Annotated in this window: 28 protein-coding genes; 13 read left to right on the forward strand and 15 right to left on the reverse strand. The window is 57.0% G+C overall.

All coding sequences use genetic code 11. The features are described 5' to 3' along the window. A partial coding sequence (locus tag E1297_RS50610; RefSeq protein WP_305793825.1) for a DNA-directed RNA polymerase subunit alpha C-terminal domain-containing protein occupies positions 1 to 193 on the forward strand: 193 nt, incomplete at its 5' end. Between the two features lie 118 nt (positions 194 to 311). Beyond that, a complete protein-coding gene (rplQ, locus tag E1297_RS44900) occupies positions 312 to 734 on the forward strand; it encodes a 50S ribosomal protein L17 (protein ID WP_155150040.1) in 423 nt (140 codons plus the stop codon). Between the two features lie 98 nt (positions 735 to 832). Here the strand turns inward: rplQ and budA are convergent, their stop codons facing one another. Then, on the reverse strand, positions 833 to 1,621 hold the full coding sequence (gene budA, locus E1297_RS44905) for an acetolactate decarboxylase (protein WP_155150042.1): 789 nt from the start codon (positions 1,619 to 1,621) through the stop codon (positions 833 to 835). A gap of 141 nt (positions 1,622 to 1,762) precedes the next feature. Here budA and E1297_RS44910 point away from each other — a divergent pair, with 141 nt between their 5' ends. From E1297_RS44910 to E1297_RS44955, 10 genes are all read left to right on the forward strand, one after another. Continuing rightward, positions 1,763 to 3,151, forward strand: coding sequence for a trypsin-like peptidase domain-containing protein (locus E1297_RS44910; RefSeq protein ID WP_155150044.1), 1,389 nt, complete (start codon positions 1,763 to 1,765; stop codon positions 3,149 to 3,151). A 4-nt stretch (positions 3,152 to 3,155) separates the two neighbouring features. Further along, on the forward strand, positions 3,156 to 4,466 hold the full coding sequence (locus tag E1297_RS44915; protein ID WP_155150046.1) for a replication-associated recombination protein A: 1,311 nt from the start codon (positions 3,156 to 3,158) through the stop codon (positions 4,464 to 4,466). 97 nt (positions 4,467 to 4,563) lie between these two features. Next, entirely contained in the window at positions 4,564 to 5,370 is an 807-nt protein-coding gene (locus E1297_RS44920; protein WP_368669857.1) for a crotonase/enoyl-CoA hydratase family protein, read from the forward strand. Positions 5,371 to 5,502: 132 nt separating this feature from the next. Beyond that, positions 5,503 to 6,546 (forward strand): RluA family pseudouridine synthase, encoded by a 1,044-nt coding sequence (locus E1297_RS44925; protein WP_155150050.1) that lies wholly within the window; start codon positions 5,503 to 5,505, stop codon positions 6,544 to 6,546. Further along, entirely contained in the window at positions 6,543 to 7,214 is a 672-nt protein-coding gene (locus E1297_RS44930; RefSeq protein ID WP_155150052.1) for an HAD-IA family hydrolase, read from the forward strand. Before E1297_RS44925 ends, E1297_RS44930 begins: the two co-directional genes overlap by 4 nt. A gap of 4 nt (positions 7,215 to 7,218) precedes the next feature. Then, positions 7,219 to 7,926: an ATP12 family chaperone protein gene (locus tag E1297_RS44935; protein WP_155150054.1), complete on the forward strand. Its 708-nt coding sequence runs from the start codon at positions 7,219 to 7,221 to the stop codon at positions 7,924 to 7,926. Between the two features lie 205 nt (positions 7,927 to 8,131). Further along, positions 8,132 to 9,148 carry an amino acid ABC transporter substrate-binding protein gene (locus E1297_RS44940; RefSeq protein ID WP_155150056.1) on the forward strand — a complete coding sequence of 339 codons (1,017 nt, stop codon included), beginning with the start codon at positions 8,132 to 8,134 and terminating at the stop codon, positions 9,146 to 9,148. A 131-nt stretch (positions 9,149 to 9,279) separates the two neighbouring features. Continuing rightward, positions 9,280 to 10,548 carry an amino acid ABC transporter permease gene (locus E1297_RS44945; RefSeq protein ID WP_155150058.1) on the forward strand — a complete coding sequence of 423 codons (1,269 nt, stop codon included), beginning with the start codon at positions 9,280 to 9,282 and terminating at the stop codon, positions 10,546 to 10,548. A gap of 1 nt (position 10,549) precedes the next feature. After that, positions 10,550 to 11,857, forward strand: a complete 1,308-nt coding sequence (locus tag E1297_RS44950; RefSeq protein ID WP_155150060.1) for an amino acid ABC transporter permease — start codon at positions 10,550 to 10,552, stop codon at positions 11,855 to 11,857. A gap of 10 nt (positions 11,858 to 11,867) precedes the next feature. Further along, positions 11,868 to 12,659: an amino acid ABC transporter ATP-binding protein gene (locus E1297_RS44955; RefSeq protein ID WP_155150062.1), complete on the forward strand. Its 792-nt coding sequence runs from the start codon at positions 11,868 to 11,870 to the stop codon at positions 12,657 to 12,659. A gap of 52 nt (positions 12,660 to 12,711) precedes the next feature. Here the strand turns inward: E1297_RS44955 and E1297_RS44960 are convergent, their stop codons facing one another. The 13 genes from E1297_RS44960 to yidD form a co-directional block, all read right to left on the reverse strand. After that, complete coding sequence (locus E1297_RS44960; protein WP_155150064.1) at positions 12,712 to 13,209, reverse strand: histidine phosphatase family protein; 498 nt, start codon at positions 13,207 to 13,209, stop codon at positions 12,712 to 12,714. Then, a complete protein-coding gene (locus tag E1297_RS44965; RefSeq protein WP_209016374.1) occupies positions 13,206 to 13,919 on the reverse strand; it encodes a ferredoxin in 714 nt (237 codons plus the stop codon). The genes E1297_RS44960 and E1297_RS44965 overlap by 4 nt, the downstream gene beginning before the upstream one ends. Next, the gene (locus E1297_RS44970) at positions 13,856 to 14,650 is read right to left on the reverse strand and encodes a sterol desaturase family protein (RefSeq protein ID WP_155150066.1); all 795 of its coding nucleotides are present in this window, start codon (positions 14,648 to 14,650) and stop codon (positions 13,856 to 13,858) included. Before E1297_RS44970 ends, E1297_RS44965 begins: the two co-directional genes overlap by 64 nt. A gap of 57 nt (positions 14,651 to 14,707) precedes the next feature. Beyond that, positions 14,708 to 15,571: an acetylglutamate kinase gene (gene argB / locus E1297_RS44975; protein WP_155150068.1), complete on the reverse strand. Its 864-nt coding sequence runs from the start codon at positions 15,569 to 15,571 to the stop codon at positions 14,708 to 14,710. A gap of 153 nt (positions 15,572 to 15,724) precedes the next feature. After that, positions 15,725 to 17,128, reverse strand: coding sequence for a PepSY domain-containing protein (locus tag E1297_RS44980; RefSeq protein ID WP_155150070.1), 1,404 nt, complete (start codon positions 17,126 to 17,128; stop codon positions 15,725 to 15,727). Positions 17,129 to 17,197: 69 nt separating this feature from the next. Next, a complete protein-coding gene (locus tag E1297_RS44985) occupies positions 17,198 to 17,566 on the reverse strand; it encodes a DUF2946 domain-containing protein (RefSeq protein ID WP_155150072.1) in 369 nt (122 codons plus the stop codon). Continuing rightward, on the reverse strand, positions 17,563 to 18,216 hold the full coding sequence (gene yihA / locus E1297_RS44990) for a ribosome biogenesis GTP-binding protein YihA/YsxC (RefSeq protein ID WP_155150074.1): 654 nt from the start codon (positions 18,214 to 18,216) through the stop codon (positions 17,563 to 17,565). The genes E1297_RS44985 and yihA overlap by 4 nt, the downstream gene beginning before the upstream one ends. Continuing rightward, the gene (locus tag E1297_RS44995; RefSeq protein ID WP_155150076.1) at positions 18,213 to 18,950 is read right to left on the reverse strand and encodes an MOSC domain-containing protein; all 738 of its coding nucleotides are present in this window, start codon (positions 18,948 to 18,950) and stop codon (positions 18,213 to 18,215) included. Before E1297_RS44995 ends, yihA begins: the two co-directional genes overlap by 4 nt. Then, positions 18,947 to 20,776, reverse strand: a complete 1,830-nt coding sequence (gene yidC, locus E1297_RS45000) for a membrane protein insertase YidC (protein ID WP_155150078.1) — start codon at positions 20,774 to 20,776, stop codon at positions 18,947 to 18,949. Before yidC ends, E1297_RS44995 begins: the two co-directional genes overlap by 4 nt. A gap of 125 nt (positions 20,777 to 20,901) precedes the next feature. Continuing rightward, the gene (locus E1297_RS45005) at positions 20,902 to 22,443 is read right to left on the reverse strand and encodes a bifunctional diguanylate cyclase/phosphodiesterase (protein ID WP_155150080.1); all 1,542 of its coding nucleotides are present in this window, start codon (positions 22,441 to 22,443) and stop codon (positions 20,902 to 20,904) included. 71 nt (positions 22,444 to 22,514) lie between these two features. Further along, complete coding sequence (gene ttcA / locus E1297_RS45010) at positions 22,515 to 23,408, reverse strand: tRNA 2-thiocytidine(32) synthetase TtcA (RefSeq protein WP_155150082.1); 894 nt, start codon at positions 23,406 to 23,408, stop codon at positions 22,515 to 22,517. 59 nt (positions 23,409 to 23,467) lie between these two features. After that, positions 23,468 to 25,144: an acyl-CoA dehydrogenase family protein gene (locus E1297_RS45015; RefSeq protein WP_244328115.1), complete on the reverse strand. Its 1,677-nt coding sequence runs from the start codon at positions 25,142 to 25,144 to the stop codon at positions 23,468 to 23,470. A gap of 23 nt (positions 25,145 to 25,167) precedes the next feature. Continuing rightward, positions 25,168 to 25,416: a membrane protein insertion efficiency factor YidD gene (yidD, locus tag E1297_RS45020; RefSeq protein ID WP_155150084.1), complete on the reverse strand. Its 249-nt coding sequence runs from the start codon at positions 25,414 to 25,416 to the stop codon at positions 25,168 to 25,170. A 112-nt stretch (positions 25,417 to 25,528) separates the two neighbouring features. Between yidD and E1297_RS45025 the strand changes: the two genes are divergently transcribed. Next, entirely contained in the window at positions 25,529 to 26,422 is an 894-nt protein-coding gene (locus E1297_RS45025; RefSeq protein WP_155150086.1) for a YwqG family protein, read from the forward strand. 2 nt (positions 26,423 to 26,424) lie between these two features. On the opposite strand, the gene rnpA is transcribed toward E1297_RS45025, so the two are convergent. Continuing rightward, positions 26,425 to 26,793, reverse strand: a 369-nt coding sequence (gene rnpA / locus E1297_RS45030; RefSeq protein ID WP_244328116.1) for a ribonuclease P protein component, incomplete at its 5' end; no start/stop codon positions are given.

The following is a 26,793-nucleotide window of genomic DNA, read 5'->3' on the forward strand; positions in this document are numbered from 1 at the left end:
CATCGTTTACATCGGCGACCTGATCCAGAAAACCGAAGCCGAGATGCTGCGCACCCCGAACTTCGGCCGCAAGTCGCTGAACGAGATCAAGGAAGTGCTGTCCGGCATGGGTCTGCACCTCGGCATGGATGTCGAGGATTGGCCGCCCGACAACATCGAAGATCTGGCGAAGAAATTCGAAGACGCGTTCTAAGCGCGTCTTCCCCAATGCCCGGGCTGCCGGGGACCATATGGGCACTTCCGCCCCAAGGAGAGCCGGTGACACGCATCGCCGGCCAGACAAAGCAAAACGCGAAAGAAGGAACTATAAAATGCGTCACGCACGTGGTTACCGCCGCCTGAACCGTACTCATGAGCACCGCAAGGCGCTGTTTGCGAACATGGCTGGCTCGCTCATCGAGCATGAGCAAATCAAAACAACTCTGCCGAAGGCAAAAGAACTGCGCCCGATCATCGAAAAGCTGGTCACCCTGGGCAAGCGCGGCGACCTGCACGCCCGTCGTCAGGCCGCAGCACAGCTGAAAGAAGACAAAGACGTCGCAAAGCTGTTCGAAGTTCTTGGCCCCCGCTATGCCGAGCGTCAGGGCGGTTATGTCCGCATCCTGAAAGCTGGCTTCCGCTATGGCGACATGGCTCCGATGGCGATCATCGAATTCGTTGATCGTGACGTTGACGCCAAAGGCGCGGCTGACAAAGCCCGCGTTGCCGCCGCAGAGGCAGCAGACGAAGAATAAGATCGATCCAGATCAGATTTCTAACCCCCGTGCCCAAGGCGCGGGGGTTTTTCGTTGCCCTGGGACTTTGACCAACGGTGCTTTGTAGCCTTGCGGACTTAATCGCCTTCCGCTTTCCGTATACTATCGGCCGAAGCTCCGGCTGACAGGTTGGCGTCGGAAAAATCTCGGGTTTCCGGAAGTTCCAGATGTAGGGACGACGTGTGGTCGATCTCGATCTGGCCGCTGGTCAGAGTGTAGTCTAGGACATGACCGCCAGTTGAGCGGTCGCTGGAGATGAAATGCAGATGATATCCGGGCACGCCTATGCCTACGGCGTAGTCAGGGCATCTGAAGCCCAGTATCGTGCCATCGGTTTCACTCAATTCGAACTCGGCCTGCGTTTTCACGACTTCCAGCAGTGGTTTGTAGGGGCGTTCCTGCCGCAAAACGTTTCGATACTTGATGTGTTTGATCTGCCCGGTAAACCGCACTGCATAGAACAGGTTTCTGGCCTCGGCGATGGAATCCAGCCCGTTTTCGAAGGCCTGTTTGCCGACAGACGCGTCCAGTGCGAGTGACACTGTGGGTGCGAAGTTTATGACCGCTGCATACGGGGTCAGCGCTTTGCCTTGGGCAATTGTCGCTTTGCCGTCTCCATCCAGACGATAAGCGATGCCGTCAAGGAGGATCATCTCTCCATCCAGCGCGTTGAACGTGCCCAGACCGAAATCGCCATGTTTCAGAAGTTCATCAATGGACACAGTGCCATCATAGACACCTTGCATCACGGCACTGAGCAACGAGGTTTGATAGTATTCATGCGCGTGCTCATCCGGGGTGAATTGCCGCTTTTGATGATGGCTTGCGACGGCTGATACGAATGTCAGTTCACGATCCTGATGCATGTAATTCTCTTTCAAAAAACAACTTCCCTTTCACTATACCTCAAACCGGGGAATTTGCTTTCCAATAAGTGTTTAGTCCAAGCCGCTTGCATTCCCGCCGTCAGCCCCGCATATCCGATGAGCAAAGGTGCCGGAGGACTGATGATGCGGAAAATCGCGTGTTCGCTTGTTTTGCTGTTGGGGGCGTTTTCCGCCGCCGCCGAAACCCGGGTCCCTCAAAGCCAGTCCGAGATCAGTCTGGGGTTTGCGCCCGTCGTCAAGCAGGCCTCACCGGCGGTGGTGAACATCTATGCCAAGATCGTCAGGCAGGGCCGAGCGAACCCGTTCTTCTCGGACCCGTTTTTTCAGGACTTCTTTGGTGGTGGTTTCGGTGCACCACAACCCCGCGTGCAGAACTCGTTGGGGTCGGGGGTCATTCTGACCCACGATGGATATGTGGTCTCAAACTATCACGTCGTGGGAACTGCGACCGAAATCCGGGTGGTGACAACGGATCGCCGTGAATTCTCGGCCGAAGTTGTATTGGGGGATCAGGAGAGTGACATCGCGATCCTGCGTCTGAACGCAGCAGAAGGCCTGCCGTCGCTGAACATGCGCGACTCTGATCATGTTGAAGTAGGCGAGCTTGCACTGGCCATCGGCAACCCGTTCGGGGTGGGGCAGACAGTGTCTTCAGGGATCATCTCTGGACTAGCGCGTACTGGTACGGCGACCGGGAATGCGCGTGGCTACTTCATTCAGACCGATGCACCGATCAATCCGGGTAACTCTGGTGGCGCGCTGATCGACGTGAACGGAGATTTAATAGGCATCAACACGTCGATCCTGTCTCGATCCGGTGGTTCGAATGGCATCGGGTTTGCGATACCGGCCAATTTGGTGGCGGAGTTCCTGCGCCAGGCGCAAGCGGGCAATGACAGCTTTGTCACCCCGTGGGCCGGCATGGCGGGACAACATATGAGTGCTGATATTGCCGAGTCGCTGGGTCTGGCTTTGCCCTTGGGGGTAGTGGTTTCGGACTTGCACGATCTCAGTCCACTTGCCGAGGCCGGGCTGAAGGTCGGGGATATCATTACCCATGTGGATGGGGATGAGGTGAATTCTCCGGCCGAGATGAAATTCCGTATGTCCATTGCCGGTGTTGGGGGTACATCGCGCCTGACGCTGTTGCGTGGTGAGGAACAGCCAGAGATCGACGTGGCACTTATCGAGGCCCCGGAAACGCCACCCGCCGAAGAAACGACGCTGGATGAGGACACGGTCATGCCCGGCCTCACAGTGGCACGGGTCAACCCGGCGCTGATCGCGCGGATGGGTTTGTTGCTGTCTCAGACCGGCGTGGTTGTTGTTGATCCCGGTCCTTATGGGGGGCGTTCTGGTCTGAGAGCAGGAGATGTGCTGAAGGCCATCAATGGTGAAGTGATGGAACGTTCCGGAGATGTGGTTTCCGTGCTGACCGAGCCGGGGCGCCGGTTGCAGATGGACGTACTGCGTGGCGGTCAGGTCGTATCCCTTCGGTTCCGGCTGTGACCCGATGAGCGATCTGTTCGACACCGGTACGGCTGAGCCTGCGGCTGAACCCCATCGGCCATTGGCCGACAGGTTGCGGCCGCAAACTTTGGCAGAGGTGATCGGGCAGGAACAGGTTCTTGGGCCGGACGCGCCATTGGGCGTGATGCTTGCATCAGGCAGCCTTTCCAGTTTGATTTTCTGGGGGCCTCCAGGGGTAGGTAAAACGACCATCGCACGTTTGCTGGCCAGCGAGACCGACCTGCATTTCGTGCAGATCAGCGCGATTTTCACAGGTGTCCCTGACCTCAAGAAGGTATTCGAAGCAGCAAAATTGCGTCGGCAGAACGGCAAGGGAACTCTGCTGTTCGTTGATGAGATTCATCGGTTCAACAAGGCGCAGCAGGATGGATTCCTGCCACATATGGAAGATGGCACCATTCTCCTGGTCGGGGCGACGACCGAGAACCCCTCGTTCGAGCTGAACGCAGCGGTTCTGAGCCGTTCACAGGTTTTGGTGCTCGAACGGCTGAGTTTGAGCGATCTTGAGCGACTGACTCAAAGGGCTGAAAAGGAACTTGGTCGAGCCCTGCCGCTGACGCCCGCCGCGCGTGACGCGCTGCACGAGATGGCGGACGGCGATGGTCGCGCGCTGCTCAACCTGATCGAGCAGGTATCTGCCTGGAAAGTCGAGACGCCACTGGACCCTGATGCTTTGTCCACCCGTCTGATGAAGCGCGCGGCAAAGTACGACAAATCAGGTGACGAGCATTACAACCTGATTTCAGCCCTGCATAAGTCGGTCCGAGGGTCAGATCCCGATGCGGCCCTTTACTGGTTTGCCCGGATGTTGACCGGAGGTGAGGATCCCCGGTTTCTGGCGCGCCGAATTACCCGCATGGCGGTCGAGGATATCGGGCTGGCCGACCCTCAGGCGCAGGCAGTTTGTCTGCAATCCTGGGAGACCTATGAACGACTGGGTTCCCCCGAAGGTGAGCTTGCCCTGGCGCAGGCCGTTGTCTATCTCGCACTCGCGCCGAAATCGAACGGTGCTTATGTTGGCTACAAAGCTGCCATGAGGCTGGCCAAGCAATCCGGCAGTGAACCACCGCCCAAGCATATCCTGAATGCGCCAACCTCATTGATGAAAGATCAGGGGTACGGCGCGGGCTACGCTTACGACCACGATGCCGAGGATGGGTTTTCGGGGCAGAACTATTTTCCGGAAACGATGAAACGCCCGGTTCTTTATCAGCCTGTCGAACGCGGGTTCGAGAGAGAGCTGAAAAAGCGGTTGGACTACTTCGCCAAACTGCGCACACAGCGAAACAGCTAATTACGCAGGGTCAGTTCGGCGTGTGCCGTGGCGTTACATGCGACAGGCACGGCATAACGGTTTCCCTTGGGGCAGCAGTTTCAAGGGAGGGAAGCCTGTGACCGTCTCAATCGAAAAAACCGACGACGTCTGGACCATCGTACACGATAGGCCAGCAGCACGGAATTCAGTGGATGCAGACCACGCCAAGGCCCTGATGGAGGCATTTCTGGAATTCGATGAAAGCCCGGCCAAAGCCGCAGTTTTCTGGGGCAAAGGTGGCAACTTCTGCGCGGGGTGGGATCTGAAGATGGCCGCAACGCTGTCCGATCCCGACCTGCTTCAGCGCTACATGGACAAGCACGCCTTTCCGTTGGGTTCGGCACCCTCAACACTGGGACCTATGGGGCCGTCTCGTCTGGAGTTGTCCAAGCCGGTTATCGGCGCGATTGAAGGGGCAGCTGTCGCGGGAGGGATGGAATTGGCTCTGTGGTGCGATATCCGGGTGATGGCTGAAACAGCCTATATGGGCGTGTATTGCCGTCGCTGGGGCATAACCTTGATGGATGGCGGAACGGTGCGGTTGCCGAGGCTTGTGGGGCAGGGCAAGGCGCTGGAGATCGCATTGACGGGGCGAAAGGTCGAAGCCGAGGAATGCTATCGTATCGGTCTGGCGGAAAAGATCGCGCCGGATGGCAAAGCACGTGCGGTCGCCGAAGCGATGGCCCATGAAATCGCCCGCTTCCCTCAGGAGGCCGTGTTGGCGGACCGCCGTTCAATCATCGAGACCCGTGGCATGCCCGTTCGTGAAGCCCTGAAGGTAGAATGGGCCAATGGGACCGAAGCGATCCGAAGGGAAGGGACTGCCGGTGCCGGACGTTTCCGGGATGGTGCGGGACGTCACGGAGATTTCTCAAAAATCTAATCCGGTGTTGCTTGCATGCTCCGTCCCGCCTTGACTCTTTTGGTATAGCGCGCGACAGACGCGCATGTTTTCTAAGGCACTGACGAACACGCAATCCGGGCGGGATCGCCGCACGGGGCAAGGGGCATTGGCATGAGTGGCGTACAAATGATCACGGTAGCCGAAGGTGATGGCGACCAGCGTCTGGACCGTTGGTTGCGGCGCCTGTTCCCGCATGTCAGCCAGGGGCGTATCGAAAAGATGTGCCGCAAGGGTGAATTGCGTGTTGAAGGCGGGCGGGTGAAGGCCTCGACCCGTTTGGAAGTCGGACAAACCGTTCGTGTGCCACCGCTGCCGGATGCCGATCACAAACCGGCCGAGGTCAAGCATCGTGTCTCGGACAGCGACGCCGAGATGATCCAGTCCTGCGTGATCTATCGTGACGATCACGTACTGGCGCTGAACAAGCCCAGCGGATTGCCGGTTCAGGGCGGCAGCGGCCAGAGCCGCCATGTCGACAGCCTGTCCGAAGCATTGCGCTTTGGCTTTGACGAAAACCCGAGGCTTGTGCACCGGTTGGACAAGGATACTTCGGGCGTCCTGCTGCTGGCACGCACACGAGAGGCTGCCAAAGGACTGACGGCGGCCTTCCGTCATCGCAATACGCGCAAAATCTATTGGGCGCTGGTTGCCGGCGTGCCTACGCCATATCTGGGCGAGATCAAGACCGGGCTGGTTAAGGCCCCGGGGCACGGCAAACACGGCGAGGGCGAGAAGATGATCGCCGTACATCTGAACGAGGTGGACAGCACGCCGGGTGCCAAGCGGGCGCATACGCTTTATGCCACGCTGTATCGGGTTGCCGGGCGCGCTTCGTGGGTGGCGATGGAGCCGATCACGGGCCGAACCCATCAGCTGCGCGCGCACATGGCCGCGATTGGTCACCCGATCATCGGAGACGGCAAATACGGCGGTTCGGGTCAGGAAAACCTCGGCGATGGCTGGGGTGCGCAACTGGGTGGGATCATCAGTAAGAAACTGCACCTGCACGCACGGCAGATTTCCTTTGAACACCCGGTTACCCGCAAGCAGGTGACGATCAAGGCACCTCTGCCGGATCACATGAAAGACAGTTGGGATACGTTCGGCTGGACCGAAGATCTGGCAGCCGATGATCCGTTCGAGGAACTGCAATGAGCGCACCATTGCGTCTGGTTCTGTTCGACGTAGATGGAACGCTGGTCGACAGCCAGGGCAGCATTGTTCTGGCCATGACTTCAAGTTTCGAGGCCCTTTCGCTGCCCGTACCCGACAGAAGTGCGGTCATTTCGATTGTCGGATTGTCGCTGCCGGTCGCAATTGCCCGGCTGGCCCCGACCGAGGCACCGGCGGTGCAGGATCGCCTGGTCGAAGGCTATAAGCAGGCCTATCACGCACATCGTCTGGATCAGGGTGCTGCAAGCTCACCCTTGTTTCCAGGTGCCAGAGACATCATCGAAACTCTGCACGCGGTTCCGGAAGTGTTGCTGGGTGTGGCAACAGGCAAATCACAGCGTGGTCTTGATGCCTTGCTGGAGGTGCACGGGCTGGAAAGCTACTTCGTCACTCGGCAGGTGGCGGATCACCATCCGTCGAAACCGCATCCTTCAATGATTGAAACTGCACTGGCAGATACAGGTGTTTCTGCTGCAGATGCAGTCATGATCGGCGATACAAGTTTTGACATGGAAATGGCGCGGGCAGCCAGTGTCGCGGGCGTTGGAGTGTCCTGGGGATATCACGATCGATCTGCCCTGCGTGACGCATCCTGTGTGATCGATGCCTTTGATCAGCTACCAGCGGCCTTGGCCGGGATATGGGACTAAGAACATGAGCGAATGGAAACCGAAACGCTTCTGGACATCAAGCGCTGTGGTCGAGGCTGACGGGGGCTATTCTGTCGAGTTGGATGGTCGCAGTGTGAAAACTCCGGCAAAAGCGGCTTTGATCCTGCCTACGGCTGCGATGGCGCAAGCGGTCGCAGATGAATGGGACGCGCAGGAGAAAGAGGTCGATCCGACCACGATGCCATTCACTCGGTCCGCCAATGCCGCGATCGATAAAGTGCGCCATCAAAAGGCTGAAGTTGCCGACATGCTCGCCGACTACGGCGACACGGATTTGCTGTGCTATCGCGCCACGCATCCCGAAGCGTTGGAACAGCGACAAGCCGAGGCATGGGATCCTGCGCTGGACTGGGCGGCGGACGTTTTGAACGCCCGTCTGGTTCCGGTATCGGGTGTTTTGCATCAGCCTCAATCGTCGACCGCATTGGACACACTTCGGCAGCAGGTCCATCAGCTGGATGAGTACCGACTCGCCGCCTTTCACGACCTTGTCAGTCTGTCCGGTTCCCTGATTCTTGGTTTCGCCGCAGCGCAGAATTGGCGCAATCCGGACGAGATATGGCGCATTTCTAGGCTGGACGAAATTTGGCAGACTGAGCAATGGGGCGAGGATGAAGAGGCTCAGAAGGTCGAGAAGACCAAACGAGAGGCCTTTTTGCACGCCAAACGGTTCTACGATCTATCGGTTTGAGCCTTATTTTCTTGATTTTCAGTGATCTGGCGCATTCAAGACCGGTCAACTCATCGAATTCCCTGATCGAACCCTTGACGTTTGTTTATGAATGCGACCAAACTCATGCCCACTAAAGGGGAGACACCTTTGGGGTAACCTTACCGGCATCTATTGTCGGACAAAACCGTTCCCTCTGGGGATGGGAAATCAGGAAGAGGTAAAAATGAAAAAATCCGTAATCTTGGGCGCGGCTACGATTGCCGGTCTGGCCGCTGGCGCAGCTGCGGCGGGAACCGTAGACGACGTCAAGGCGCGCGGTAAGCTGAACTGCGGTGTTACCACCGGTCTGGTCGGCTTTGCTGCGCCCGACGCAAATGGCGAATGGCAAGGTTTTGACGTGGCTGTTTGCCGCGCTGTAGCTGCAGCTGTTCTGGGCGACGCAAACGCTGTTGAATTCGTTCCGACCACCGGTAAGACACGCTTTACCGCGCTGGCATCGGGCGAAGTTGACATGCTGGCCCGCAACACCACTTGGACCTTCAGCCGCGACGTGGACCTGAAGTTTGAATTCACTGGCGTCAACTACTACGATGGTCAGGGCTTCATGGTTCCCAAGTCGCTGGGCGTGTCCTCGGCCAAAGAGCTGGACGGTGCGACCGTCTGCATCCAGACCGGTACCACAACCGAGCTGAACCTAGCGGACTTCTTCCGCTCGAACAACATCAGCTACGAGCCGGTTCCGATCGAAACCAACGCCGAAGCACAGCAGCAGTATCTGGCTGGCGCATGTGACGTTTACACCACCGACGCATCGGGCCTGGCTGCTACTCGCGCCACGTTCGAAAACCCCGGTGACCACGTCCTGCTGCCCGAAATCATCTCGAAAGAGCCTCTGGGCCCGCTGGTCCGTCACGGCGATCACGAGTGGGGCGACGTTGTCCGCTGGACTCTGAACGCGCTGGTCTCGGCTGAAGAGCTGGGCATCACCTCGGCCAACATCGACGAGATGGCAGCTGGCACCGACAACCCCGAAGTGAACCGTCTGCTGGGCAGCGAAGGCACTCTGGGTGAGATGCTGGGTCTGGACGCCGAATGGGCCAAGCGCGCTGTTAAAGCGGGCGGCAACTACGGTGAAGTGTTTGCCAAGAACATCGGTGAAGAAACTCCGATCGGTCTGGCACGTGGCCTGAACGCACAATGGACCGAAGGTGGTCTGCTGTACTCGCCGCCGTTCCGCTAAGAAAACCGCGAAAAGGGCGCAGGGCAACCTGCGCCCTTTTTGCATCATAGAAAAACATGCCCGGATAGATTGAGCAGAGAGAAACTCTGCCGACAAAAATAACCGGGATGTCACGGGGATATACATAGGTCATGACGACTCTCACTGACCCGCCGAAGGAGCAGTTCCGGCTGTCCATGCTCCTTTATGATACGCGGTATCGATCTGCGACCATTCAGGTCATCGCATTGATCGGTTTCATGCTACTGGCAGCCTGGATTGTATCCAACACTATCAACAACCTGGCAGCACTGGGAAAACCGGTTGAATTCGGTTTCTTTGGTGAACCCGCCAGCTACGACATCAACCAGAGACTGCTGGAGTATTCCTCACGCGACACGCACCTGAGGGCAGCTTTCGTCGGCTTGCTTAACACGTTGGTTGTTGCGGTTCTGGGATGTATCACGGCCACTATCTTGGGCGTGGTAATTGGTGTTCTGCGTCTGTCGCACAACTGGATCATCGCGCGGTTGATGACCGTTTATGTCGAGATGTTCCGCAACGTGCCTGTCCTTCTTTGGATCGTTTTCATCATGGCGGTCCTGATCGAATCTCTACCCGCACCGCGCGCATTCCGAGGAGAGAACCCGGAAGCAAGTATGATGCTTGCCGATAGTGTTGCGGTGACGAACCGCGGTGTCTATGTGCCCGAGGTTTTGTTCTCGAACAGTTTGGGCGATATTCACCTGTTTGGTGCCTCCAGCCTGCGTTTCGATGTCAGCCTGGACCTGGTTGCCTTTTTGATCGTACTCGGGGGCGCTATCTGGACTTCGCGGTGGATCAAACGTCGCGCAGACGGGATTCAGGAACAGACAGGTGACCGGCCTGTCACATGGTGGCAGCGCCTTGCTGTCTTCGTCGTGCCTATTGGTCTTCTGATGTATGCTCTGGGCTTTCACCTTGGTTACCCCGAACTGAAAGGGTTCAACTTCAAGGGCGGGACCCATATGCGGAACTCGTTGATCGCGCTGTGGCTTGCCCTTTCGTTATATACAGCGGCATTTATCGCAGAAATCGTACGTGCTGGTATCATGGCGATTTCAAAAGGTCAGTCTGAGGCTGCTGCCGCTCTGGGTCTGCGTCAGAACAAGATCATGAATCTGGTGATCCTGCCACAAGCGCTGCGCGTCATCATTCCGCCGCTGATCTCGAACTATCTGAACCTGACCAAGAACTCGTCGCTGGCGATCGCCGTGGGCTACATGGATATCACTGGTACTCTGGGTGGCATTACGATGAACCAGACCGGTCGCGAGCTGGAATGCGTTCTGTTGCTGATGCTTGTGTATCTGTCCATCTCGCTGACGATCTCGGCGGTTATGAACTGGTACAATGAATCCGTGAAGCTGAAGGAGCGTTAAGATGTCTGACATTGGATATGTCCGTACCGAAATGCTCCCTGAGAAGGAGCCACCAGCCTCAGAGGTTGGTATCATTGGCTGGATGCGCCACAACCTGTTCTCGGGTTGGTTCAACTCAATACTGACGCTGCTATCGATCTACTTTGTCTACAAGATTTTGGCAGCTGTGGTCCCGTGGATAATTTCTCCCACATGGGATGCCGGATCGTTGTCGGAGTGTCGTGAAATCCTGCATGCGCTGGGACGTGAAGGCCACTATGCCGGCGCGTGCTGGGGTGTGATCCACGAGCGCTGGATTCAGCTGATCTTCGGGTTCTACCCACCGGAACTGTACTGGCGCCCGATTGCAGCCTTTGTGCTGCTGGGTGTTGCACTGGCACCTGTGCTGTTCGCTGACAAGGTACCGTCGAAGCTCCTGATTTTCTCAGGCCTGTACCCGTTCATCTTCCCCTGGCTTCTTTGGGGTGGAACGATCTGGGGACCGATCTCGGCATTGCTTGGCTTTGTTGTGGGCTGGGCAGTTTACACACTCATCAGCAAAACGATGAGCGGTTTGCTTGGCATCATCCTCGGTGTTCTTGCTTCGCTGGTCTGGTGGTTGGTTATCTCGAGCTACTTTGTCGGTGCAATGGATTCTGTTGCGGCGATTGGCATCGAGGTTGTCGAAAGCCGCAAGTTTGGTGGCTTCATGCTGTCGATTACCATCGGTGTCGTGGCCATTGCCTGCTCACTGCCTCTGGGTATTGTGCTGGCTTTGGGTCGTCAATCGGACCTGATGATCGTCAAATACCTGAGTGTAGGCTTCATCGAGTTCATCCGGGGCGTTCCGCTGATCACGTTGCTGTTCGTGGCGTCGACCCTGCTGAACCTGTTTCTGCCGCCGGGCACGAACTTTGACATCATCCTGCGGGTTCTGATCATGGTGACCCTGTTCTCGGCAGCCTACATGGCTGAAGTGATCCGGGGTGGTCTTGCCGCGTTGCCACGTGGCCAGTATGAGGGCGCGGATTCGCTTGGCCTCAATTACTGGCAGGCACAGCGACTGATCATCATGCCTCAGGCGCTCAAAATCTCGATCCCGGGCATCGTCTCGACCTTTATCGGTGTTTTCAAAGATACCGTTCTGGTCTCGATCATCGGGCTTCTGGATCCTTTGGGCCTTGCCACCGCAATCCGCGCGGACGCGAATTGGAACGGTATTGTATGGGAGATTTACGGCTTTATTGGCCTGCTGTTCTTCATCTTCTGTTTCTCTATGTCCCGCTATTCCATGTATCTGGAGCGCAAGCTCCACACTGGCCATCGCTGAGGAGGGCCCAATGTCTCAACTTGCCGTAGAACGCGAAATTGACCGCTCAAAGATGCAGGTGAGCGACGAGGTCGCCATCGAAATCAACAACATGAACAAGTGGTACGGATCCTTCCACGTGCTGCGCGACATCAATCTGACCGTCAATCAGGGCGAGCGGATCGTGATCGCGGGGCCGTCAGGGTCGGGTAAGTCCACCTTGATCCGCTGCCTGAACGCGCTGGAGGAACACCAGCAGGGCAAGATCGTGGTGGATGGGACCGAGTTGTCGAATGACCTCAAGAACATCGACAAGATCCGGTCCGAGGTTGGCATGGTGTTCCAGCACTTCAACTTGTTCCCACACCTGACCATTCTGGAGAACTGCACGCTGGCTCCGATCTGGGTTCGCAAGACACCCCGGAAAGAGGCCGAGGAAACGGCGATGCATTTCCTTGAGAAGGTGAAGATTCCCGAGCAGGCCAATAAGTATCCTGGCCAGTTGTCGGGTGGTCAGCAGCAGCGTGTGGCGATTGCACGAAGCCTGTGCATGCGCCCGCGGATCATGTTGTTCGATGAACCGACATCGGCGCTGGATCCGGAGATGATCAAAGAGGTGCTCGACACCATGATCGAACTGGCCGAAGAGGGCATGACCATGCTCTGCGTAACGCACGAGATGGGTTTTGCTCGTCAGGTGGCGAACCGCGTGATCTTTATGGATGCGGGTCAGATCGTGGAACAGAACGAACCGGAAGAGTTTTTCAACAATCCGCAGAGCGAACGGACCAAGCTGTTCCTCAGCCAGATCCTGGGGCACTAAGACAAACCCGGATCAGTAAGCTTATGAAAAGGCGGGGCGTTCCCCGCCTTTTCTATTCCAGCAATTCGCGTGGAATTATGAAATCCTGCACTTTTCCACTGTGCCAGTGCAGGTCTTCCCAACCCAAAAAATCAAAACGGATCACGGTGGTTGCGCAGGTGGGGTAGTCAAAGAACCTTGGATGGTCCAGCGCTTTTTTAACGACGCGCTCAGCGAATTCGGCGATCCCGGGATTGTGCCCAAGCATCAAAACTGTGGCCCCTTGCGCTGTTGCAAGAATGTTCAGCATTTGCGCCGGGTCTGCGTGATACAGGTCCTGCGTAAATCTGATGTTCGACGCTTCCAGCCCCATGCCATCCCAGGTTTCGCGGGTACGGGTTGAGCTGGAGCTGAGGACTTCATCCGGTAAATAACTATGTCGCTTTAGCCAGTCACCAATCGCTGTAGCGGACTTTCGGCCACGTTTGTTCAGGGGTCGGTCGTGGTCGGTCAGGCCGGGGTGATTCCAGCTTGATTTGGCGTGGCGTGTCAGGATCAGGGTATGTGTCATGAAGGATGAAAGGCTTTCATGTGATGTGCTGTTTGATCGGGCTGCCGACCTGCACCTTCGCTGACGGGACAGGCCAATCGCGCCATGCAGCCACTTGTCATGCAGGTTTGTCCGGCTTGAGTGTCAAGGTAGCCATGGCAGGCTTCGACGTCATAGAAGCTGTCAGCATTCAGCGCGCTGACGGGGCAGGCCGTTGTGCAGGGGGCTGGACAATCAGTACAGGGCGAGCTGCCGGGAACTGGCGGCAAGTCAAACTCCATCGGGAAGTGCAGCGCCCCTCGGTATGAGATCAGCATACCAACCGTGTCATGCACCAGTGCGCCAACCGGGCTTTGGTATGTGCGTCCGGATTTCAACGCCCAGTCGATGAACGGGGTATAGGGCGGTCCGCCAAAGGGGAAGTAGGGTTTGGCGCCCATGTCGGCAGCCAGTTCGCCAATCACACGCGATGACCAGCGATCCACCGGATCTGAACGGCCATCAGTCCATTCAGGCGAGGCGATGAAACGAGGCCAGAACTCGGCTGCCGTTCCCAGCAGGATCAATGTGCCCGTGTCCAGCTGCTTTGCTCTGCTTTCTCTGGGATGCTGGGCACCCATCACGATGAGGCCGACTTCCTGCGCCGCTCTCTCAACCTCCTGATAGGTCACCTGCGCTGAAACGGAAGAGACAGGCTCCATCCCAGTCGGGTCGGTCGATCGTCCTGCCATTCCAGCCCCACATTCATCTGTTCATGCCCGTCCCCGGGCTGCGCCACATAGGTTCCCATCAGCCGGTCCCAGACTGACAGCGCAAAGCCATAATTGCTGTCATGCTCTGATCTCAGGACCGAATGATGCACCCGATGCATATCGGGTGTCACAAGAACCCTACGCAACACGGCGTCCACAGCAAGAGGGAGTTTCAGGTTCGAATGATTGAAAAGGGCAGTCCCGTTCAGCAGAATTTCAAACAGGACCACGGCCAGCGCACTTGGCCCGAGAACATAGATCAGGCCGATTTTCAGGATCATGGACAGCGCGATTTCAATTGGGTGAAACCGGATGGCCGTGGTGACATCCATATCTCTGTCCGCATGGTGTACACGGTGCAGCCGCCAGAGGATCGGAACCTTATGCGTAATCAGATGCTGCAGCCAGATCGCGAAGTCTAGGATCAGGACGCTGAGAGTGACCTCAAACCAACCGGGCCAGTTGAGGTTGTTGAACAGACCCATCCCATTCTGGCTGGCATCAATTGCGGCCCCAACAGCCAGAAGCGGGAAGCCAATCGCCAGCGCCCGGAGCATCACTGTGTTCAAAACAGTGATCGATAGGTTGGTCAGCCAGCGCCGCGATCTGTGGCAGTTGCGTGGCCGACGTGGTGCAAGCGCTTCGGCACCTGCAAAGATCGCAAACAGCACCACAAACACACCCAGTCGAATGATGGTTTCATTGTCCATACATTCACATTCAGGCATGTTAGTGCCCGGCGCAAGGCCACCGGGATCACTTAGGTGTTAGTCTGGTCGGATCAGAGACCCAGCACCGTGCTCGGTGAACAGTTCCAGTAGAACGGCGTTTGGTGCACGGCCGTCTAGGATGACAACGGCACGCACACCGCTGTGCAGGGCGTCCAGCGCGGTCTCGGTCTTTGGGATCATACCACCTGCAATGGTGCCCTCGCGGGTCATTTCACGGATCTGCCCGGCCTTCAGTTCGGTCACGACATCTCCGGCCGCGTTTTTTACGCCGGAAACATCGGTCAACAGCAACAGGCGATCCGCTTTCAGAGCGGAGGCAATCGCACCTGCAGCCGTATCACCGTTTACGTTGAAGGTCTCCCCTTCAGGGCCGGCGCCCAAGGGGGCAATCACCGGGATAACGTCATGCGAGAACAGGTCATGCAGGATCTTCGGGTCCATCTTCGCAGGTGTTCCCACGTATCCCAGCGAGGCGTCTGTTTGCTCGCACATCATCAGATGTGCGTCCTTTCCGGAAAGCCCAACAGCCATGCCACCCTGTGCGTTGATCGCCTGAACAATACGTTTGTTGACGACACCTGACAGCACCATCTCGACCACTTCGACCGTGGCCTGATCGGTGACGCGTTTGCCGTTGACGAAGTCGGACTGAATGTCCAGCCGATCCAGCATCGAATTGATCATGGGGCCACCGCCGTGAACGATCACCGGGTTCACGCCAACCTGTCGCATCAGAACAACGTCTCGAGCAAAGCTTTCCATCGCTTCGTCACTGCCCATGGCGTGACCACCCAGTTTGATGACGACGATAGCACCGTCGTAACGTTGCAGATAAGGCAGCGCACTGTTCAAAGTGGCCGCAGTGGCGATCCAGTCCCGGTCCATGTCTCTTGTCTTCATCGCTGTCGTCCCTCTGATCAACCCTGTTAGGGGCTTTGGAGAGGGCTGCCAAGTCCAGATGACCCGAAACACCTGATTTGCTGCGCGGCACGCCATAAGGGACGCAAACGTGCCACGCAGCGGGGCCGCACCGGCAGGTGCAGCCCCAACCGGTTAGCTCAGCGCGCGCTTCATCGCAGGAATGTTGCTGATGATCAGCAGATCAAGTGCCAGAACGCCAAGCAGCGTCAGCCCCACCAGAGGGAACGCCATCGCGGTGAACAGGCCGATGAGCACGGCTCCCTTCCAGATCGGCATTTCCGCTGGCAAGGGGGGCGGTGCCAGACGCGCCTCCCCCTTGGGACGACGTTTGATCCACATAACGACACCAGAGATGCAGACAAAAATCACGGATAGGCAGAACACCAGATTCAGAACAAAGTTCCAGACACCTATCAGGCCCATATGCAGTGGGATGCCAATGGCCATGCTTTTACCCATCACGGAGTAATCCTGATATCTGACATCAGCCAGAATCTTGCCAGTGTATTGATCAACATGCACGGTTCGGTCGTTGATCGGATCCGTGGAGTCACTGCTCATGCTGTCGCGGTTCAGGGTCCAGACCCCGTTTTCCCCGCCGGGATAGGCAACGCGGAACCGGCCCTGCATTCCAAGTGAGGTGCCCAGCTGTACCAGCGCATCAATATCGATTGGCACGCCCTGAGCAATTCCATCGATACCGGCGTCAGACCCTGAGGCAGGCATTGGCGTCTGCTCCAGCGCCCAGGGTACATCATTCTGGTGGCCGTGGTTCATGCTGGCATGGATGTCATCCGACAGGGGCACGTTGTCCCATTTCTCGGCTGGAAAACTGCTCCACGGCTGCACGATCATGCCACCCCACACGCCGGCCCACGACAGGCCTGAGATCAGAAAGACGACCAGAAGCCCTGACATCCAGAATCCAACAACAGCATGCAGCGATTTCCAGAGCGCCCGCCCACGAGCACGCAGGTTGGGGACGAAGACCGACATGGAATTCCCGCGCGGCCACCAGAGATAGAGGCCCGTGAAAACAAGAACCAGACTGAGTCCGGCTGCGATCTCGAGAATTCGGTCACCCGTATCGCCAATCATCAGGGTCGAGTGGATGTTATCGGCGAAGTCATACCAGCCAGCGCGACGGTCCCATGTTTCGATCACATCACCGCTATACGGGTCTAGGGCGACCATAAGCTGACCCGCGTCTGTTTTGATGCGAAAGACTGTAGCCAGATCAGTGGCTTTGGGGCCGATCCATTCCACAACCTGTCCCGGAACTTCGGCCAGGGCTAGCTCTGCCTGCCGAGAAACCGGTAACGGGTCCCCTTGAATTTCGACCGCAATCTTTTCCCCATCACGACCGTCGAACTGAGTGATGAACATCATCATCAGCCCTGTCACGGCCAGTATGATCAGGAACGGGATCACAAATATCCCTGCATAAAAGTGCCAGCGCCAAGCGGCGAAGTAGAATTTTTGCGCAGCATCGCGCGGGGCCGCGTCGGCGGCCCTGTTTTGGCTGTCCATTGCCATAATAGTCTCCAAATTCGAGAAAGAGGCCCGCGCAGCTGACGCGCGGACTTACCTGTTTGTTTCGCGAAATCAGGAGTGTAGGGGCGGTGCCCTTGCATCATATCGGGCAAAGAAACCCGCGCTTCGATGCGTAAAGTCTTCGTGCGACCAGCGGGGCTGAATCGGCATCTCAAAAGGAAGGATGACCTTGTGCTCCGGCACAGTGGCATCAGCGGTCAGACCCGCAAAGGGGCACATGACACGCTCATCCGTTTCGTCATGGATCGGGTCGCTTGTATCAAGGTCGACCCATTGCTCGACCGTTCCCTCACCAGTGCAGAGCACCAGAAGAATTTTGCCATCGTGACCTCGCGCGGGCATCCAGCCCTGCGGGATAGCACCGGTGATTGCCAGTGCAAGCAGCGTCAGAACGCCGAGGATGCGGGCAAACGCAATCATTCCAGATGAGCGATGATGGATCGCAGGGTCGGAACTCCGTCCCCTTTTTCAGACGAGGTCAGTACAATCTCAGGGAAGGCGGCAGGGTGTTTGGACAGGGCTTTGCGCACCTGTTCCAGTACCTTCTCGCGATCTTTGGCTTTGACTTTATCCGCCTTGGTCATGACGCATTGAAAGGTCACGGCGCTGGTATCCAGAAGCTTCATGATCTCATCATCAACGGGTTTCACCCCATGGCGCGAGTCGATCAGAACAAAGGCACGACGCAAGGTTTGACGTCCGCTGAGGTACTTTTTCAGCAACCTCTGCCATTTCTCGACAACTTTGACCGGAGCGTTGGCGTAGCCATATCCGGGCAAATCGACCAGATAGAGATCGGGGCCCTGCGTGAAAAAGTTGATTTCCTGCGTGCGGCCCGGTGTGTTCGAGGCGCGAGCCAGACCTTTTGTGCCGGTCAGTGCATTGATCAGACTGGATTTGCCCACGTTCGAGCGTCCAGCAAAGCAGACCTCCAACCGGTCGGGCGAGGGCAATCCGTCCATGGCTACAACGCCTTTGACGAATTCAGACTCACCAGCGAACAGTTTGCGTCCGCTTTCCAGAGCAATCGCATCCGGATCTTCGGCCAATGGGAATGGTAACGCGCTCATATCACTTCGACCTTGTTGCCAATCTCGATCTTGCCACCTTCGATCACTTCGGCATAGACGCCAAAATCCTGATGCTCCCACGCTCTGAGCGCACCAAGCGTATCTGCGTCACGCTCGCCGGTTTCGGGGTTGGCAGTGGTCGCAAGGCAGCGCGTGATCCGTTCTCGCACCCGTAGCAGGGTCTCACCGATCCGGATATCGCGGCCCGGCCAGTCAAACTCCTCCCACAGGGGTAGACCGTCGAACCAGATGTTTCCGCGCCAACGGTTTATCGAAAGGTTTTGGCCCAGCTTTTGTTCGACGGCGCGATGCGAAGCCATGTTGCACAGGCTGATCGAAGGAAAGTCGCTATCGGTCATGCCGCGGCCGGGGGCACGGATGATGCGTGCTGATGCCGCCCGATCTGCTGGCATCAACGGTGTGACCCAGTTCAGGAACATATCCTGCTGGGTGTCGGGATCGAAGCTGAGATCAGGTTGTTTAGGATGGCTGAGCGTGACGGTGTCGCCTTCCAGCCGCGCTGAGATTGCCATGAGCTGCGGTGCCTTGGCCCCGCGACTGAAGTTGGCGCAAGGCACCCATTCCGAGCCATCGGCTTTCGAGGCTTCGTGCGCAACAGCCCAAACACGATCCCCGGGCATGGTCTGCCCGGGGATCAAGGTTACATCATCAAGACTTTCACGGCCGTGGCTCTTGATCGGATGCCGCCAGATACTGGTGATAGCTCCGGTCATTTGTCATCCGTCTTTGGCGTCCGTTTGAAGCCGGACTTGATATTGCCAAACACGTCCGGCTTGTAGCCCTGACTGCGCATGATCAGGTACTGCTGGGTGAACGTGATCGTGTTGTTCGCAATCCAGTAAACCACCAGACCACTTGCAAAGCTGCCAAGCATGAACATGAACACCCACGGCATCCAGGCAAAGATCATCGCTTGTGTCGGATCGGTTGGCGCCGGGTTCAGTTTCTGCTGCAGCCACATCGAGATACCCAACAGCAGGGGCAAGATCCCGATGAAGATAAGGGCCAGGAACGTGTCCGGCTGAGGTCCTGCCCAGGGCAGCCAGCCGAAGAAGTTCATGATTGAGGTTGGGTCGGGTGCGCTGAGGTCGCGGAACGGACCGAACCAGGGGGCCTGACGCAGTTCGATCGTGACGAAGATCACCTTGTAGAGCGAGAAGAAGATCGGAATCTGCATCAGGATCGGCAAACAGCCTGCGGCCGGGTTCACCTTTTCCTTCTTGTACAGTTCCATCATGCCTTGCTGCATCTTCTGGCGGTCGTCACCAGCAGCCTCTTTCAGGGCCTCCATCTGCGGCTGAAGTTCCTTCATCTTCGCCATCGAGACGTAGGACTTGAAGGCCAACGGGAACAGGATCGCCTTGATGATCAGCGTCAGGCCGATGATGGACCAGCCCATGTTGCCGATCAGAGCATTGATGTTGTGCAGCAGCCAGAAAATCGGCTTGGTCAGGAAGAAGAACCAACCCCAGTCGATGCTGTCGATGAATTTCTGAACGCCTTGGGACTGATACTCTCGGATGGCTTCCCATTCCTTAGCGCCGGCAAACAGGCGTGTGGTCACCTCAGCCGTCTCGCCGGGTGCAACTGTCAGCGTCGGCAGAACCGTTTCGGTCTGATAGATCTTGCGACGTGCGTCATATTTTGCAGCTGCTTTGAATGCCGAACCGGGTTCCGGGATCAGTGTGGTCATCCAGTAGTGATCGGTGAAGCCGATCCAACCGTCTTCTTTGACCTGATATACCTCGGCTTGCGCTCGTTCATTCGGATCGATGTCGAAATCACGAACATCGCCATAGTCAACTTCGGCCAAGGTGCCATCGGCCATGCCAATCACACCCTCATGCAGGATGAAGAAGTTTTTCAGACCCGGCAGATCGCCATCTTCACCGATGCCGTGGCGGGCGAGGATTCCATAGGGTGCCATGCCGACTTCGCCGTCGGCGGTGTTTTCGACCGACTGCGTCACCGTGAACATATAGTTTTCATCAACCGAGATCGTGCGGCGGAAGATCAGACCCTTGCCGTTGTTCCAGGCCAGTGTAACCGGGCTATCTACACCCAGCGTTTCGCCCTGATCCAGTGCCCACAGCGTGTTGGGGCCGGGGACATCCGCGCCGGCCAGACCCGCGCCCGGTGCCCAGCCGTAGAGGGCGTAGTAGGCGGATTCAGTGCCAACAGGCGAAAGCAGCTCGACAATAGGGGAATCCGCTGCAAGCGAAACTTTGTAGTCTTTCAGGGACAGCTCATCAATCCGGCCACCGGATAGTGACAGGCTGCCGGTCAGGCGAGGAGTGTCGATCGTAACGCGAGGTGCTTCGGCTTCGGGCTGCACCTCGGATGTTGCGGCTGTCGCTTCACCAACGGTGCTGGTGCTGGATGCACTGGGTGTCTGAACCTCGTTACCGTCAGTGGCGCTGATAGTCGTCTGGTCCGTGGTCGGTGTCTGTTCCGGCGGAGGGAACAGCACGAACCAAACAAGGATCACGAGAAAGCTGAGCGCGGTTGCAAGGATGAGATTCTTGTTCTGATCGTCCATCGGGGACAGCCACCTTGAGCAGTGAAAGACACCGGAGGGTTCAACAGAGTGCAGCCCCAAAGGTCAAGCGGAATCGCCCCTGATTTGCCGATGACACTGCGGTTGATCACGGGATTTAGTGATTTTCAGCCGGTTTTGCGCCCGATCTTCGGTGTACCCTTCATCTTGCTGCGATGTGCGGTGATCCAGTCCAGCGTCTTTTCGAATGGCATCGGCTTGGCAATTCCGAAACCCTGAACGTGATTGCTGCCCAGTTGTGCCATCAACGCGTGTTCGCCCGGCGTCTCGACGCCTTCTGCTAACGTTTCCACATTCAACCTTTCGGCCATGGTCAAAATGGCGCTTACCATCTGTTGTTGGCTGGGGTCCTGATCAGATTTGGTCACAAAGGATCGGTCAATCTTGATTCGAGTGACTTCAAAACGCTTAATGGACGCAATAGACGCATGACCGGTGCCAAAATCATCCAGGTCGATACAACAGCCCAGTTTGGCGAGCCCTGTGATGTTTCGCGTTATCACGTCGTCCGGGCGTCTGGAAAAAACAGTTTCCAATATTTCGATGGCCAGACGATCCGGGGTCAGGTCGAATTGATCCAGCTCCCATTTCAAACGATCCAGCAGGGCCGGATTCCTTAGTTCATCAGATGAAAAGTTTATTCCGATCCTCGGCACGATGACCGCAGCGCGATCCCACGCCTGCATGGCACTGAAGGCGTGATGGCGAATGACCTGCCCAAATCGTTCCATCAATTTTGCCTGTTCCGCAAAAGGTAGGAATACATGTGGTGACAAAACGCCCTTTACGGGATGTTCCCATCGGGCCAACGCCTCAAAGCCGGTAATTTGTCCGGTATCAGTCGAAATTTGCGGCTGAAACCATGGGCAGATCTGACCATTGTCCAGTGCATTATCAATTTCCTTGCGCAGATTTGTCTGCACAATCGATCTGCGATGCGTCTCGGCGGTGTAGGCCCGAATTGTGGATGGTCCATTTTTTTGAGCCTCGCTCAGAGCTGTACGTGTTGCTTCGATCCAATCTTCCGCATTTGTTTCAGGTATGTTCGACTGCATGCAGAAACCGATTGAACACGAGATATATATACTCGCCTCGTTCAGGGTGATGGGTTCTTCCACAGCACCCTGAATTCGGCCGGACATCTGTATGCAGGCCTCAAGATTAAGGTGCTCGGAAGGGGTCAGGCCGATAAGAAACTTGTTCTGCTCGATTTGCGTTGCGATGTCTTCGCTGCGGATCATCGACAGAAGCCGTGCGCTGAACTGGCTGAAAATGTACTCAGCGGTCGCCTGCCCGTGCAGGTCATGAATTTCTGCGTAGTCATCAAGCGCCACGATTATACAGGCCGAGTTACTGCCGGCTGCCCCTGCGGCTTTTGAGAATTCATCCAATGTCTCGCGGAACAGATCATTTCCCATCATACCCCTGGAACGTCCAGCGCTGCTTTTGAAGTGCAACGGCCAGGTAATGAAATTGCCAATCACGGCGAACAGAAGAGGCAAGCCAAGTGCGACTGCAAGCAAAGCACGTTCGCCACCAAGCCAGAATGCGCCAAGACATAATGCTGGCAGAAACGCCAGAACCTGTGGGCCGAAGATGATGACCACAAACTGATCGCGCAGTTTTTCGAAAATGGATTTTGTCCGCATCGGTTCTTACGGCCTTCCGCTTGGGCATGAAACGCACACGCCAACCGTAGGAAACCAGTCTGAGTCAGACGTTAACGCAGCTGAGGAATTTCGTCCGGATCCTCAACTTCATTGGATGGATTCAAAGAAAGATTGTTAAAATCGAACAGTTTTGGATCCAGAAGGTGGGATGGGCGGGCATTTGTCAGAGCCCGGAACATGACCTGGCGTCGACCGGGTGAGTTCTTTTCCCACTGATCGAGAATCTGTTTGACCTGTTGCCGCTGCAATCCGTCCTGACTGCCGCACAGGTCGCAGGGGATGATAGGATAACTCATCGCATTGGCGAATTTCTCGCAATCGCCCTCAGCCACATGGGCCAGCGGGCGGAAGACGAACAGGTCGCCTTCTTCGTTCACAAGCTTGGGTGGCATCGTGGCGAGACGCCCGCCATGGAAAAGGTTCATGAAAAACGTCTCAAGAATATCGTCGCGGTGATGACCCAGAACGACGGCAGAGCACCCCTCTTCACGCGCGATGCGATAGAGATTGCCGCGACGCAGCCGTGAACAAAGTGCGCAATAGGTACGCCCCTGAGGGACCTTGTCCATGACAATTGAATATGTGTCCTGATATTCGATCCGGTGAGGGACGCCCATTCGCTCCAGGAACTCAGGCAATACTGTTGCGGGAAAGCCGGGCTGCCCCTGATCCAGATTGCAGGCGAGCAAATCCACAGGCAGCAGGCCTCGCCATTTCAGCTCATACAGGACAGCAAGCAATGTATAGCTGTCCTTTCCGCCAGACAAACAAACCAGCCATTTGGGCGGTTTGGCGTCCTTGGCATGGGCAGACTCGTTTACCATCCCGTAATGCTCGATCGCTTCACGGGTCTGGCGCACTATGCGTTTGCGCAGCTTTTTGAACTCGGTGGTCGAGGGCGCGCCGGCGAATAGCGGGTGGATATCGTCTGCTTCATCAAACATGGGCTGCCCCTATATCAGATGTGGCGACCGGGCAAGTATGAGGTCAGATGCGCCTTAGCTTATTGAGTTGAGAGACGCTGGATAAGGGCTTCGGTGTCCAGTCCTGAGACCGATCCGGGAATGTGCCCGCTGTTTCCAAGAATGCGTGTTGCTATGTAGCCGTCCGCCACCGCACCCGGCGCATGACGTAGCAACAGTGATGCTGTCAGCAAAAGCGCTGTCCGTTCAGCAAACCAGCGCGCTTCGGCTTCGGCAGGCAGGGTTGGCCAGCGTTCCCGATGCTCCTTCAATGCTGCATCGTATCCCCGATCCGTACCGACGGCGGCACTCAGTTCAGCTTGCAGCACCTCCGCTGCCAGAGGATCACGAGCAAGGCTCCGTAGGATATCGAGGCAGATGACGTTGCCCGAACCTTCCCAGATGCCGTTCAACGGTGCCTCTCGGTAGATCAGGGGCATGGGGGTGTCTTCGACGTATCCCATGCCCCCTAACACCTCCATCGCCTCGACCGTAACGACAGGGCAACGCTTGTTGGCAAGGAATTTTGCCAATGCAACGGCAATGCGGGCGAATGCGCGGTCTTCGGGGGTTGTGCCGTCAAAGGCCTGCGCCACCCGCATGCCCAGCGTCAGCGCGCCTTCCCAGTCCAGCACGAGGTCGGCCAGAACGGAACGCATAAGGGGCTGGTCGATCAGGCGGCGTTGAAAGGTGCTGCGATGTGCAACCCAGTGATGTGCTTCGGCCAATGCGGCGCGCATCAGCCCGGCGGGGGCCATCGCAGTGTCCAGGCGGGTGTGATGGACCATTTCGATGATCGTGCGAACGCCTGCGCCTTCATCGCCCAGTTGATAGGCCAGCGCATCATTGAACTCGACCTCGGACGAGGCATTGGATTTGTTCCCCAGCTTATCCTTCAGGCGCATGAGGTGAATGGCGTTGCGCTCCCCCTCGAGCCAGCGGGGAAGCAGGAAACAGGTCAACCCGCCCGGGGCTTGTGCTAGTGTCAGAAACCCATCCGACATCGGCGCGGAACAGAACCATTTGTGCCCGCGCAGCCGCCAATGATCCCCGTCGCGTGTGGCTATTGTCGTATTCGCACGCACATCCGAGCCGCCCTGTTTCTCGGTCATGGCCATGCCAAGTGTGGCACTGCCCTTTTCACCGATGGGTTTGGTGGATGGATCATAGCTGCGAGCTGTGAGCTTGGGGCGCCAGACCGAAGCGATCGCTTCGTTTGCAGCAAGCGCGGGAATTGACGCATAGGTCATAGTCATAGGGCAGCAATGCCCCGGCTCAACCTGGCTTGCCAAGTACATCATGGCAGCATGGGTTGCATGACCACCCGGCTGCCTGTCCCATGCAATTGATGCATACCCGGCGGATTGACTGATCTGCATCATTTGGTGATAGGCGGGGTGGAAACGGACTTCGTCCAGACGTCTGCCACCCTGATCAAACAGCCTGATCTCAGGCGGGTGGCGGTTCGCATCCATACCTGCGTTCCGCGTTTCCCTGCGCCCCAGAATATTACCATACGAGGCCAGCGGTTCTGTACGCCCGCCTGCGAGGGCGATCACGTTTTGCAGCACCGGATCTGAAGTCCAGAGATCACAATCGCCGCGAACTGGGGGTTGGTTGTGAACTTCGTGTGTGGGCAGGGTATGTCGCGCTGCAGATATCATGGGGGCCTCGGAATCTGATGTCCCAAGTGTCGAGCGCTCGGCAGAACGGGTCAAGTCTGACGGCTCGTCACATGGCCTCAGGACTTTTCATCCGGTGTGTCTGTCGCATCGGGAACCGGATCATATCCATCTCCGCCCCAAGGATGGCATCGGCTGATGCGCCGCGCAGCCAGCAAGCTTCCCTTTACGGCTCCATGCTTCTCAAGAGCCTCCAGAGCATAGGCCGAGCAGGTCGGTTGGTATCGGCAATTGAAGCCAACCCAAGGGCTGAACAGCAAGCGATAGGCGCGAACCGGGAGAGCGGCGATGAAGGCAAGAGGTGTCATGCCTGTAACCTAATTGCAGCAAGAGTTAGGGAAAACCCGTCAAATTGACCGGATTTGTAGACGGGTGGTGTGAAGTCAGACTTTCTATCACTGATTGAAAAGGGGTGACGTCATGTATCTTTGGATTGTCGTGGCTATAGCGGTCACTGCCTATCTGTACCTCGAATGGCGAAATCGCAAGGCTGCCAAAGCTGAACGGGATGCCAAACCGCCAGTTACAACAAAAGAGCTGAACACGTTTCTGGACAGTCTGGAAGCAGCGCGCCTGCCAATGGCTGCGTTGCACCCGGTCGATGGCGATCCATCCATGACGGCGTCACGCATTGGCGGACCGCTCTGGTCTCCGGAAGAAACGCAATGGCCATCAGATGAAGATGGGAAGCCCATGTTGCTTGCGGCGCTACTCAATTTTGCAGAATTCGATGGCCTGAACGAGTTTCCCGATAAGGGGATATTGCAGGTATTTCTGCAGGTGGGGGAAGACGGACAACTGAAATGGCTGGATCCACATGAGGGTTTTAGAGTCAGGTGGTTTCCGGAACCTTCACAGGGTGTCGTTCAGCAAGTCCCTGAGCGGCTGGCTATGGCCAAACGTGGAATGTTTCGGACCGAACAGGCACGACAACGCGGCGTAGCCCTTAGAAGTGAAGTGACCAGCGCACCCGCGAACTCATATATCTGGCCGTATTCAGATCGTGAGTGGGAATTGGTCGACAGAAATCCGGCGGATGATACCGCCGCAGAGATGCTGGAGGGTTGGGAAGAGCGAATGGAACAACTTGCCGATCTGCCATCCGAACATTGGGCGGGCGGGCATCCCAGCTTCACGCAGGAGGATGTTCGTCATGATCCGGAACTGCATGACCTCGATCGTGTCATTCTGCATCTGGGTTTCGACAAACATGTCTGTATGGGTGATGCCGGAGAGCTGAACCTCATGATCGCGCATAAGGACTTGCTGGCGCGTGATTTTGCCAAGGCTTATTGCACCTGGGACTGCACGTAACGCTACTTGCGGGCGTGCAAACGCGTGAGCGCCTGACGCAAATCCTCGATCATGGCCTCGAAGGGGCGATTGGCCGTTTCGTTGGCCCGACCGATCAGAACATAATCCCACCCATCACGGCCCTGATTGGGTATCACAGCACGTGCAATCTCACGCAACCGGCGCTTGGCGCGATTGCGCGCCACGGCATTGCCAACCTTTTTGGAGCAGGTGAATCCAACACGTATGCCCGTGGCCTCATCAGGCGCACGTTTGCGGCCCTGCACCATCATCGAGGCGGTGCCTTGTCTGCGTGCGCGGGCCGCTTTTAGAAAGTCTGACCGGTTTTTTAGCACAGTCAGAGTTTCAGGCGCGCAAACGGACGCCGCCGG

Source organism: Roseibium sp. RKSG952, from assembly GCF_009711355.1.